Below are 12,233 nucleotides of genomic sequence, written 5' to 3' on the forward strand. Positions count from 1 at the left end.
GACAGACAGGTAAGGTAGGAACCATGACCAACGAAGAGCATGCGGCGGACAACACGCCGGCCGAACAAGGCAGCGTTCCTCCGATGAGCGAACTGGACCGCAAAGTGACCGCCGAATTCTCCGGATACACGGTGCGCAAGGATCTTGTCAGCAAAGTTAAAGGCAACGCGCTCGTTCCCTCGTACGTGTTGGAGTATCTGCTCGGCAAATACGCGACCACCACCGATGCGAACAGCGTGCAGGCCGGCGTGGAACGGGTGCGGGCCATCCTCGCGGACAACTACGTGCATCGCGAGGAAGCCAACCTCATCCAGTCGAAGATCCGCGAAAAAGGCCGCTATCAGGTCATCGACAAAGTGCAGGTCGCACTCAACGAAAAACTCGACCAGTACGAGGCCACATTCGAAAACCTCGGCATCAGTCGGGTCGTCGTCGACTCGCAAACCGTTCGGAACAATCCCAAGCTCATGGTCACCGGCATCTGGTGCATGTGCACGCTGGTCTACGCCTACTCGGGCGACCCCAAGGACGTGCCGTGGCGGCTGCACCGGCTCATGCCCGTGCAGATGTCGCACGACGACCGAGAAAACTATTTCGCGATGCGCTCGCGGTTCACGGCCGACGAATGGATCGACCTGCTGATGCAGTCGGTCGGATTCAACCCGTCGCAGTTCTCGGATCGCGCCAAACTGCTGCATCTGGTGCGCATGATCCCGTTCGTGGAACGCAACTACAATCTGATCGAACTCGGGCCGAAAGGCACCGGCAAGTCGCACATCTACTCCGAGTTCTCGCCGCACGGCATGCTCATCTCCGGCGGCGAGGTGACCGCGGCGAAACTGTTCGTCAACAACACGACCGGGCAGATCGGTCTGGTCGGGTTCTGGGACACGGTCGCGTTCGACGAGTTCGCCGGCAAAACCAAGAAGGCCGATCGCGCGCTCGTGGACATCATGAAGAACTACATGGCGAACAAGTCGTTCTCGCGCGGCCGCAACACCATGCAGGCGGAGGCGTCCATGGTGTTCGTGGGCAACACGTCGCACAACGTGCCGTACATGCTCAAGAACACCGACCTGTTCGAGGAACTGCCCGCCCAATACCATGACCCGGCCTTCCTTGACCGCACCACTACTATCTGCCCGGCTGGGAGTTCGAGCAGATCCGCAGCGAGATGTTCACCTCCGGTTATGGGTTCGTGGTCGATTATCTGGCCGAGATCCTGCACAACTTGCGCAATGTAGACTACGGGTCTGCATTCGAGCGGTACTTCACGCTTTCGCCGTCGCTGTCCACGCGAGACAAGGACGGCGTGCGCAAGACCTTCTCCGGACTGATGAAACTCATCTACCCGTCCGGCGATGCGACGATGAGCGAGATGGAACCGTTGCTGCGCTGCGCCATCGAAGGACGCAAACGCGTCAAGGACCAGCTGTGCCGCATCGACTCGACGATGGCCGAGGTCGACTTCAGCTACATCCGTGCCGGCTCCACGGAACCCGTCGCCGTGCATACGCTCGAAGAGGACGACTACCCGGAGCTGTATTGGCGGGACGGGAACGGGCGTGACGACGTTGCGGCTGTGGAGAATACCGCGATGCCGGGCATGCCAGTGACAGTCGCCGTTGCCGATCCCGTCACCAACGGCGTGGACGCCAAGTCGATTCCATCCGCAACGGATGGCCAAACCCAGCCCACGGGAGATTCCTCCATACAGTCCGTGACTGCGGTGAAGAAGTCTGTTTTGTCGCGCATCGAACGCGCCGCCGCAGCGGCCCGTGAGGGCCATCTTGAATTTGCCGAAAACCAACGGGGCATCACGTACAACAAACTGTTCGGCGCGTATGTGGCCGGCGCAAAGCGCATCACGCTGAAGGACCAGTACATCCGGATGCCCTATCAGATTCGCAATCTTGCCGAATTCCTGGAAACCGTGCTTAACTACACCGATCGAGGGGACGAAGTACAAGTGCACTTGGTCACGGGGCGCACCGAGCCGCAATTCCTTGATCAGCAGATCGAAGACCTGAATGCCGTGCAGGCCGAGTTCGGGGAGCTGGGCATCGTTTTCACATATGAATTCAGCGACTCCGGACACGACCGTTCCATCGTCACCGATACGGGATGGCGCGTCATCCCCGGCCGCGGGCTTGATATCTATCAGCCGTACAGCTTTGACTGGCTCAACCCGCTCACGCGGCAGCAGTCGTTGCGGCGTGCCAAGGAGTTCTCCGTGACCTATCAGAGGACTGACCGGGACGAGTGAATGGGCATTACGGTTCCTGGGATTGCTCGGCGCGATCCCGGGAACTGGATACACTGGTATCCGCTTTATATCGGGACCGGATACTAGAGATCCACAAGGAGAGACAGTCATGCAGGAACGTCGCGGGGCGTTGCGCGCCGGCGAGAAGGTGCAGTTCACCGATCGCAAGGGCAAGAAGATCACCGACCAGCTGGTCGCCGGCGGCTCCACACAGACCGAGCATGGCCTGATCCTGCACGGTGATGTGATCGGCCGTACGGAAGGCATCGTCGTGACCACCGTCACCGCGAAACGTGAGGCGCAGGTCAATCAGGTGCATCCTGAACGTGACGCCAACAAGCCGTGGAAGGCCGCCCGCGCGATCGGCGGCTGGGACTATGCGGTCATGCGTCCGCGACTGGCCGACTACGTACTGTCGATGCCGCGCGGCGCGCAGATCATGTACCCGAAGGACATCGCGCAGGTCATCCAGCTCGGCGACATTCGCAAAGGTCTGCACGTGCTCGAATCGGGCGCCGGTTCGGGCGCTATGAGCGTCAACCTGCTCGATGCGGTGGGGGAGAACGGCCATCTGACCACGATCGAGCTGCGCCCCGACTTCGCGCGCGTGGCCGAGGCGAACGCGACCCTGTACTACGGCGAAAAACCGGCATGGTGGGACCTGAAGACCGGCGACTTCGACTCGGTCGCTGCAAGTCTGCCGGAACATGAATACGACCGCATCATGCTCGACATGCTCGACCCATGGAACCGGCTCGAACAGGCGTACCGCGTGATCGCCCCCGGTGGCGTGCTCGTCTGCTACATCACCACGACCACGCAGATGTCGCGTCTGGTCGAAGCGCTGCGCGACTCCGGCCGCTGGACCGAACCGGACATTCAGGAGACGCTGGAACGTAGTTGGAAGGCGCAGGGATTGGCCGTGCGTCCCGACCACCAGATGATCGGCCACACCGGGTTCCTCGTCGTCTCGCGCGCGATGGCGGAAGGCTTCGCGGCGCTCAAGAAACGCGACCGCGTCACCAAGGACACGACCACCGACATCGACTCGCTCACGGACGACGAACGCGCCGCGCAGCTCGAGGATCTCGAACTGCGCGACATCTCAGACCGCAAGTTGCGCAAGGTGCTGCGCGATCTGGACGCGCAGGTCTCGCACCTGTAACCGGGTGAATCCCGTGCAACACGCGGGATGAAAGTTCACTTTCATCGGCCATAATAGGGGGCAGTTTTATCGCTTCACCGAAAGGGCGGTCATGGCCGTGAAATTGGGCAAGGTCGAGAAAAAAGCCAAGTCGTATGATCATATCCTCATCATCATGAGGCATGCGAAGGCCGAACCGTTCGGCGAATACGGCGACCGCGACCGTCCGCTGTCCGACAAGGGACTCAAGCAGGCCAAGGCCGTGGGCAAGGGGCTGCTGGGTTTGGGGCTTGTGCCCAACCGTATAGCGTGCTCCGGCGCGTTGCGTACCCAACAGACTTGCGCGAAGATGCTCAAAACCTTCGGCGACGTGCCCAAGGTCGACTATCGGCAAAGTCTGTACGACGGCGGCATCCAGGCCGTGCTCGACGAACTTGTGCAGACCAAGGACAAGCATCGCGTGCTCATGGTGCTCGGTCACGAGCCGACCATGTCGATCGCCAGCCAATGGCTTGCCTCGCATGATTCCGACCCGGCCACGCTCGACCAGCTCAACCTCGGCCTGTCCACCGCGTCCATCGCGGTCTTCGGCTCGAACAAGCCGTTCAGTCAATGGCAGCTGCACGACGCCGACCTGATCGCCGTCATCACCCCCAACGACTTCGACTGAGCGCGGCCGGCGACGACCGTCTCGACACTGCTATAAGGCTTGCTTATAGCGACACCCAAGTTCCCTTGATGCCTTACATCCGGCTGATCTGTGATAGGTTGGCCGGGTTGCAATTGTAAGATTTCAGGAGGAACCATGTCCGCACTGACTTCCGTTTCCGGTTTTCCGCGCATCGGCCAGAACCGCGAACTGAAGAAGATCATCGAAAGCTACTGGAAGGGCGCCGCCTCGCTCGACGACGTTCGCGCCACCGCCAAGGAGCTGCGAGCCAAGCACTGGAAGCTGCAGGCCGACGCCGGCGTCGACCTGATCCCCAGCAACGACTTCAGCTACTACGACCAGATGCTGGATACGGCGATCCTGCTTAACGTGATCCCGCAGCGTTACCAGCGTCTTTCCTTCGACAATCCGGAGGAAACGCTGTTCGCGATGGCCCGTGGCTATCAGGGCGAGCACGGCGACGTGACCGCCCTGCCGATGAAGAAGTGGTTCACCACCAATTACCACTACCTCGTGCCGGAGATCGAGCCGTCCACCGAGATCAAACTCAACAGCACCAAGCCGTTCGACGAGTTCAACGAGGCCAAGGAGCTCGGCATCCTCACCAAGCCGGTGCTCATCGGCCCGTACACGTTCCTCAAGCTCGCCCGCAATGACCAGGCGGAAGAAATCGAATACGACAAGGGCCTCGTGAACGCGGTCGCCGCCGTGTACGCCGAAGTGCTCGCCAAGTTCGCCGAGCTCGGCGCCGCATGGGTGCAGATCGACGAGCCGTACCTCGTGCTTGACAAGGAGCCGGGCGACGTCGAACTGTTCAAGACCCTGTACACGAAGATCCTGCCCGCCCGCAACGGCAAGGTCAAGGTGCTGCTCAACACGTACTTCGGCCACATCGCCGACGTGTACGAGACCGTCAACCTGCTCGGTTTCGACGGCATCGGCCTCGATCTCAACGAAGGCAAGGACGAGAACCTCGCCGCCGTCCAGCAGCACGGCGTGAACTCCGCGACGACGATCTTCGCCGGCGTGGTCAACGGCCGCAACATCTGGCGTAACAACTACGCCGTGAGCCTCGGACTGCTCGACGCGCTCAAGCAGGTTACGCCGAACGTGGCCGTGTCCACCGCCTCCTCCCTGCTGCACGTGCCGTTCAGCACCGAAGGCGAGACCGCGCTCGATCCGGCTGTGCTCAAGCATTTCGCGTTCGCCGTCGAGAAGGTCGGTGAACTGGTCGAGATCGCCAAGCTGGCCGACGCGAGCGATGACGAGAAGAAGGCGTCTGCCGAACTGGCCGCCAATCAGGCGCTGTTCGACGGCACCCGCGTCACTCCCGATCAGGCCGTGGCCGACCGCATCGCCAAGCTCACCGAAGCCGATTTCGTTCGTCAGCCGGCCCGCGCCGAACGTCAGAAGGAACAGCGCGAGGCACTCGGCCTGCCGCTGCTGCCGACCACCACGATCGGCTCCTTCCCGCAGACCAAGGAGATCCGCGCCGAGCGTGCGCGCTTCCGCAAGGGTGAGATCACCAAGGACGAATACGACACGTTCATCAAGGGCCAGATCGATGCGTGCATCAAGCATCAGGAGGAGATCGGCCTCGACGTGCTCGTCCATGGCGAATTCGAGCGCAACGACATGGTCGAATACTTCGGCCAGAACCTCAACGGTTTCCTGTTCACCAAGAACGCCTGGGTGCAGTCCTATGGCACCCGCTGCGTCAAGCCTCCGATCGTGTGGGGCGACGTCTCGCGTGCCAAGCCGATCACCGTCGAATGGTCCGCGTACGCGCAGAGCCGTACCAACCATGTCATGAAGGGCATGCTCACCGGTCCGGTCACCATCCTCAACTGGTCCTGGCCGCGCGAGGACATCACCCACGAGCAGCAGACCCAGCAGCTCGCCCTCGCCATCCGCGACGAAGTGCTCGACCTCGAGGCCGCCGGCATCAAGGTCATCCAGATCGACGAGGCCGCACTGCGCGAGAAGCTGCCGCTCAGGAAGACCGACTGGCACAAGAAGTACCTTGACTGGGCCATCCCGGCCTTCCGTCTCGTGCACTCCGGTGTCAAGCCGACCACGCAGATCCACACGCACATGTGCTACTCGGAGTTCAACGACATCATCCGTGATATCGACGCGATGGATGCCGACGTGATCTCCTTCGAGGCGTCCCGCGGCGATCTCGTCGTGCTCGACGCGATCCACGACGCGCACTTCGAGACCGAGGCCGGCCCGGGCGTCTACGACATCCACTCGCCGCGCATCCCGTCCGAGGCCGAAATCGAGGAGCGCATCTACGAGATCCTCAAGAAGATGGACGTCGAGAAGGTGTGGATCAACCCCGACTGCGGTCTGAAGACCCGTGGCAACGCCGAAACCTGGCCGAGCCTCGAGCATTTGGTCGCGGCCGCCAAGGCCGTGCGCGCCAAGCTCGCCTAAGTCTTTACTGGCATAACGGCTCCCCTCACACGAGGGGAGCCTCTTCATTCATAGGAGCATCAACCATGCACTCTCCGATGTTCTCGCTGGAAGTCTTCCCCCCGAAGCGCGACGCGCCGATCGGCACGATCTACGATGCGCTCGACGGGCTCGAAGGACTCAAACCGGACTTCATCTCAGTCACCTACGGCCACGGCACCCATGCCGATCGCACCGCCACCGCGCGCATCGCCAACACGATCCGCCAGGATTATCAGATCCCCACGGTCGCGCATCTGACCGCCCTGTACTCCGACGAGGCGAAGATCGACGACGCGCTCGGTCTGTTCACCCAGGCCAAGGTCAGCGGCGTGCTTGCGCTGCGCGGCGACCACCTCGACGGCCTCGAACCGGTCGACGTCTTCCTGCACGCCAGCGACCTGATCGCATACATCCGCGACCGCAAGCCGGATTTGAAGATCTACGCCGCCTGCTATCCGGAAGGCCACATCGAATCCGAATCCCTGGACGACGACATCGCCCACCTGAAAACCAAGGTCGACGCCGGCGCCTCGCACCTGATCTCCCAGCTGTTCTACGACAACGCCGACTTCTACCGCTTCCTCGACAAAGCGCGCGCGGCCGGCATCGCCGTGCCGATCGAAGCGGGCATCATGCCGGTCACCTCCGCCAAATCGGTCCTGTCGATGGCCGCCAAGAACAACACGCGCATCCCCAAGGCCGTGTCCGCCATGCTCGACAAGTGGGGCGACGACCTGCCGTCGCTGCGCGCGGCCGGCATCAACTTCGCCGCCCAGCAGATCACCAACCTCGTCGCCAACGACGTGGACGGCATCCACCTGTACACGATGAACCGCCCCGGCACCGCACGGCATATTTGGCACAACGTGTCCACGCTGTTCTCAAAGTAGCCGCCGGCGACTGTCCCGAACCGCAGTACGGCAACGTCTGCCGCGATGTTTCCGTGTCTGATCGCACGCGCCGAGGCAGACGATGCAGTACATTGGGACAGTATGGATGCCACGCGAGAATTCAAAGTAGGCGCACGCGAACTGATCCATGCCGGATTGCAGGATCTCGACGCCGCGCGGATACAGCTCGACAGGCTCGCCGCTGACGGGGTTGGCGAGCCGCGATTGCGCGAACTGCTGTCCGATCTGGAAAAGGCCTGCGATCCGGACATGGCATTGGGCAATCTGGTCGACATCATCAACGCGCTGCAAAGTCAAGGGCGCACGTTGGACGAGATCCTGCCCGACGAGCAGGCGTTCGCCAGACTCATGGCCGTGCTTGGCGTGTCCGACGCGATGGGCAAGCTCATGCGATTCCGTCTTGATCTGGTCGAGGCGGCGGCCAGCGACGGCTGCAATTCCCACCTGTTCAATCACGACCAGCGTCGTTCCCACGTACTGGAAGCGGTCGGAGCCGATCCCGCCGATTCCAACGCGCCCGTCGCAACGCTGAGCCTCGCGGATGCGACCACCGCGCTGCGACGCACCTATCGCAAGCAGCTGGCCGCGATCATCGCGCAGGACACGCTCTCCGACGATCCGATCGCCCTGCAGCCGCGCATCAGCGAGGAACTGTCCGACCTTGCCGACGCGGCGCTCGAAGGTGCACTGGCCATCGCCCGGCATGAAGTGGATGGCAGCGAGCACGTGCGTTTCACCATCATCGGCATGGGCAAACTCGGCGCCCGCGAACTGAACTACGTATCCGACGTGGATCTGATCTACGTCGTCGAACCGGTCGATACCGAAACCGGGCATCAGGCGCTCACCCGCGTCGGCACCAAGATGGGTACACTGCTGCAACGCGTATGCCAATCCGTCATCATGGGTGTCGCGGAACCGACCCTGTGGCAGATCGACGGCGGCCTGCGCCCTGAAGGCAAGGACGGTCCGTTGGTGCGCACGCTCGAATCGCATCAGGGCTATTACGAGCAGTGGGCGGAGAACTGGGAGTTCCAGGCGTTGCTCAAGGCGCGGCCCGTTGCCGGGGACAAGGATCTCGGCAAGGCATATATGGACATGACCCGGCCGTTCGTCTGGACGGCGTCGAAACGCGACAATTTCGTATACGACTGCCAGAAGATGCGCAAACGTGTCGAGGACCTCATCGCCGCGCCGCTCAAGGACCGCGAGATCAAACTCGGCCGCGGAGGTCTGCGCGACGTGGAGTTCACCGTCCAGATGCTTCAGCTCGTGCACGGCCGCGCCGACGAAAGCCTGCGCACTTCGTCCACGCTCGAATCGCTGCAACGGCTCGCGGACGGCGGTTATGTGTCGCGCAAGCAGGCCGCGAAGCTTTCGTGGGACTACCGGTTCGAGCGTGTGATGGAGCACCGCCAACAGATGTGGGCGCTTAAACGCACCCACCTGTTCCCCGACCTCGGGCAGGGCAGCATCGGCGGTCTCGACCGCAAGCGCGACATCAGCGACGAGGCGCTCAATCAGAATCCTGAACTGCGTCGGCTCGCCCGAGCGTTCGGCATGCATCCCGAGGAACTCGTCAACAAATACGACGAGACCCGTCGCGAAGTCCGCCGCCTGCACATGGATATCTATTACCGTCCTATGCTGCCGATCGCGGCATCCGCGGACGGCGACGGCGTCACCCTGTCCGAGCAGGCCGCACACGAACGATTCGCGTCCATCGGATTCGCGGACACTGATGCGGCCATCCGCCATGTCCACGCGCTGACCGCCGGCGTCTCGCGCGCCGCGAAGATCAACCGCATCATCCTGCCCGCCGTGCTCCAATGGCTCGGCCAAGGCCAGAACCCCGACATGGGTCTGCTCAGTTGGCGCAAGCTCGAGGAGAACTTCGGCACCGACAGCGAATACCTCGGCTTCCTGCGCGACTCGACTTCCGCCGCGCAGCGTTTGTGTCACATCCTGTCCAATTCGCGTTTCCTCGGCGACGCGCTCAACAAATCCGTCGTCTCGGTCACCTGGCTGGGCGACGACGAGCGTCTGCGCGCACGTTCACGCGACAGTCTCGACGTGCAGTGCGCGTCGTCGCTGTCTCGCAACGCCGGCAACATCAACGATTTCGCGACGTCGATGCGTGCCATGCGCCGTCATGAGATCGAACGTATCGGCCTGGCGTGGATGAGCGGCGTGATGGACGACGCTGACTCGCTGCACGGCATGACCGACGTGTACGACGCGATCATCGACGCCTCGCTCACCTGGGCGATACGTAACCAGTGCCGTGAACTCGGTCTACCGGAAGACCGGCCGCCGGTCGCCATGTCGGTCATCGCGATGGGCCGGTACGGCGGTCGTGAGGTCAACTTCAGTTCCGACGCCGACGTGATCATCATCTACCGGCCGAACAGTGCCGGCAGTGGCGATGACGACGGAAGCGTCGCGTTCGACGAACAGTCCGCCAACCAGTTCGCCCGCAAGGTCTGCGAATCGCTGCGCCAGATCCTGCAGGGGCCGACCACGCTCGAACCGAAGATCGAGCTCGACATGGATCTGCGACCCGAAGGCAAGAACGGTCCGCTCGTGCGATCCTACGAATCGTGCCGCGAATACTATGCGTCGTGGGCGAGCACGTGGGAACATCAGGCGCTGCTGCGCGCACGGTACGCCGCCGGCGACCGAGCGCTGGCCGAGGACTTCCTGCACGAGCTTGCGGACCCGTTGCGCTACCCGGTCAACGATCTGACCGAATCCGAGCTGGGGGAGATCCGCAAGCTTAAGGCCCGCATGGAAGCCGAGCGTCTGCCGCGCGGCGTGCGGCGCGACCGGCATTTGAAACTCGGCAAGGGTGGCCTGTCGGATATCGAATGGACCGTGCAGCTGCTGCAGTTGCGTCACGCCGGCGACCACGCCGCATTGCGGCTGAACTCCACGCTGGAGACACTCGATGAACTGGAACACATGACGTACGTCAGCGTGGCCGATGCTATGGTGCTGCGCAAGGCGTGGCGCATGTGCACCGCCGCGCGCAACGGCAACTACCTATGGAGCGGACGCGTCTCGCAGGCCGACATCCTGCCGGACGACATCTATTCGCTCGGCGGCATCGCCGTGTACCTGGGCTATGACGCGCACCGTGGGCAGCATTTCGAGAACGACCTGCTATCGGCCATGCGCAAAGCGCGCGACGTAACGGAACGGTTGTTCTACGGTCGGTGACCGTTCGATCGGGCGCGTAAGGTCGGTAGGGTTCTGTCCGATCGATCAGGATGAATGACGCTGCAAGAAAGGTGAGATTACGATGAGCGCAACGGCGACCCCCAAGCTGGTATTCCTCGACATCGACGGCACGTTGGCCGACGAACGGCACGTCGTGCCGCAGTCCGCGCAGGACGCGTGCCGTCAGGCGCAGCGCAACGGGCACAAGCTGTTCATCAGCACCGGCCGTTCCCTGCCGAAGATCGAACACAGCATTCTCGATCTCGGATTCGACGGGGTCGTCTCCGTCGCCGGCGCGCAGGCGAACATCGGCGACCGTGTGCTGTTCCAGCATTTCGTCTCGCCCGAGGACATCGACCGGACGAACGAGTACTTCCGCCGCCACGGCATCGAGAACTACCAGTGGCAGGGCGCGGACGGCATGTACATTTCACGCGGTTACCTGCGCCACCTGCAGGAGACGAAGGGCTCGGTGTGGAACGCCGGCGAGTTCGCCCGCTACTGGCATGTGATGGACGAGATTGAAGTGCCGGAAGGCTCCACGCTCGGCCACATGATCCGTGCCAGTAAGGGATCGTATTTCTCCGGGCCGAACCCGGACGTGACGTTCGAGGACGTGCGCCGCGACATGAGCCCGTGGTTCCAGCTCGTGCACGGCTCGTACGACAAGATCTCGCCGAACAACGGCGAGCTGCTCATCAACGGCGTGGATAAGGGGACCGCGGTTCGTGACGTGGCTCGACTGCTCGGCTACGACATCGCCGACACGATCGCGATCGGCGACAGCGACAACGATGCGGCGATGCTCAAGGCGGCCGGCACGAGCGTGGCGATGGGCAACGCGGTGCACGGGATCGAGGAGTTCTGCGATATGCAGACGACTGACATCCATGATGACGGCATCGCGAACGCGTTCCGTATGCTGGGGCTGATCTAGTCGGGATGATGATGGTCGGTATTCAGTGATGTCTGTATGAGGCGCGAAGTTCACGACCAGTGATTGAAGGGGCGGCTTCCCGATGGAAGCCGCCCCTTTGCGCATCTGAGAAAGTGGTTCGGCGGAACTTTGAATGATCTTGTCCTTGCGACACGCCGGTGGTGGTTGTTTTTTGGTGGTGTTGGTTGTGGTGTGTGGGGTTGGTTGGTGTGGTTGTGGGTGGTTTTTTGGGTGTTTGCGACACGCCGGTGGATGTGTTGTGTTTGTTGGGTTTTGTGGTGGTTGTTTGGGGTTGGGTTTGCGTTTGTGGTGTGGGTGGTGTAAGTTATTCACTCGCTGCCGCTGAGCGGTCGGGTTCCTCCGGTTGGAGGGGTTTGGTTCCGGTCTGTCGTGTGGTGGTGGTTTGAGAACTCAAGAGCGTGTTTGTACTACTTCTTTATAGTCAATGATTGCCAGTTCATTCCTCGCTTCCTGTTTGGGGAGTCCATGAGAGTGGTTGATGAGGGGTGAGGTTTTTGTGTGGACGTCCTTCCTTATAGGATGTTCCGTCAATTGATGTTTTGAGAGTCATTCAATGGTTCTCTTCACGAGGTTTTTTTGTGGAGGGTTCGATTCTGGCTCAGGAT

7 protein-coding genes and 1 pseudogene are annotated in these 12,233 nt (G+C 61.9%); all 8 read left to right on the forward strand.

Annotated elements, in window-relative coordinates; all coding sequences use genetic code 11:
* Nucleotides 1–83: 83 nt before the first annotated feature.
* Nucleotides 84–1,399 (forward strand): annotated as a pseudogene (brxL, locus tag JS541_RS14880) (BREX system Lon protease-like protein BrxL); the annotation flags it as partial.
* A gap of 207 nt (nt 1,400–1,606) precedes the next feature.
* Nucleotides 1,607–2,266 carry an MIT C-terminal domain-containing protein gene (locus JS541_RS14885; protein WP_240539347.1) on the forward strand — a complete coding sequence of 220 codons (660 nt, stop codon included), beginning with the start codon at nt 1,607–1,609 and terminating at the stop codon, nt 2,264–2,266.
* A gap of 109 nt (nt 2,267–2,375) precedes the next feature.
* Entirely contained in the window at nt 2,376–3,431 is a 1,056-nt protein-coding gene (locus JS541_RS11305; protein ID WP_214374608.1) for a tRNA (adenine-N1)-methyltransferase, read from the forward strand.
* 91 nt (nt 3,432–3,522) lie between these two features.
* Nucleotides 3,523–4,080 (forward strand): histidine phosphatase family protein, encoded by a 558-nt coding sequence (locus tag JS541_RS11310; protein ID WP_214374609.1) that lies wholly within the window; start codon nt 3,523–3,525, stop codon nt 4,078–4,080.
* 135 nt (nt 4,081–4,215) lie between these two features.
* Nucleotides 4,216–6,519, forward strand: coding sequence for a 5-methyltetrahydropteroyltriglutamate--homocysteine S-methyltransferase (gene metE / locus JS541_RS11315; RefSeq protein WP_214374610.1), 2,304 nt, complete (start codon nt 4,216–4,218; stop codon nt 6,517–6,519).
* 65 nt (nt 6,520–6,584) lie between these two features.
* Nucleotides 6,585–7,430, forward strand: coding sequence for a methylenetetrahydrofolate reductase [NAD(P)H] (gene metF, locus JS541_RS11320; RefSeq protein ID WP_214374611.1), 846 nt, complete (start codon nt 6,585–6,587; stop codon nt 7,428–7,430).
* 102 nt (nt 7,431–7,532) lie between these two features.
* The gene (locus tag JS541_RS11325; protein WP_214374612.1) at nt 7,533–10,670 is read left to right on the forward strand and encodes a bifunctional [glutamine synthetase] adenylyltransferase/[glutamine synthetase]-adenylyl-L-tyrosine phosphorylase; all 3,138 of its coding nucleotides are present in this window, start codon (nt 7,533–7,535) and stop codon (nt 10,668–10,670) included.
* A gap of 82 nt (nt 10,671–10,752) precedes the next feature.
* On the forward strand, nt 10,753–11,607 hold the full coding sequence (locus JS541_RS11330) for an HAD family hydrolase (protein ID WP_214374613.1): 855 nt from the start codon (nt 10,753–10,755) through the stop codon (nt 11,605–11,607).
* The last annotated feature ends 626 nt before the right edge of the window (nt 11,608–12,233 follow it).

This window comes from Bifidobacterium sp. SO1 (assembly GCF_018555335.1).
Taxonomy (GTDB): Bacteria; Actinomycetota; Actinomycetes; order Actinomycetales; family Bifidobacteriaceae; genus Bifidobacterium; species Bifidobacterium simiiventris.

Bases quoted from the DNA above. Each gene is read 5' to 3' on its own strand.
- JS541_RS14885 (WP_240539347.1), top strand. From the start codon at position 1,607: ATGCCAGTGACAGTCGCCGTTGCCGATCCCGTCACCAACGGCGTGGAC.
- JS541_RS11305 (WP_214374608.1), top strand. From the start codon at position 2,376: ATGCAGGAACGTCGCGGGGCGTTGCGCGCCGGCGAGAAGGTGCAGTTC.
- JS541_RS11310 (WP_214374609.1), top strand. From the start codon at position 3,523: ATGGCCGTGAAATTGGGCAAGGTCGAGAAAAAAGCCAAGTCGTATGAT.
- metE (WP_214374610.1), top strand. From the start codon at position 4,216: ATGTCCGCACTGACTTCCGTTTCCGGTTTTCCGCGCATCGGCCAGAAC.
- metF (WP_214374611.1), top strand. From the start codon at position 6,585: ATGCACTCTCCGATGTTCTCGCTGGAAGTCTTCCCCCCGAAGCGCGAC.
- JS541_RS11325 (WP_214374612.1), top strand. From the start codon at position 7,533: ATGGATGCCACGCGAGAATTCAAAGTAGGCGCACGCGAACTGATCCAT.
- JS541_RS11330 (WP_214374613.1), top strand. From the start codon at position 10,753: ATGAGCGCAACGGCGACCCCCAAGCTGGTATTCCTCGACATCGACGGC.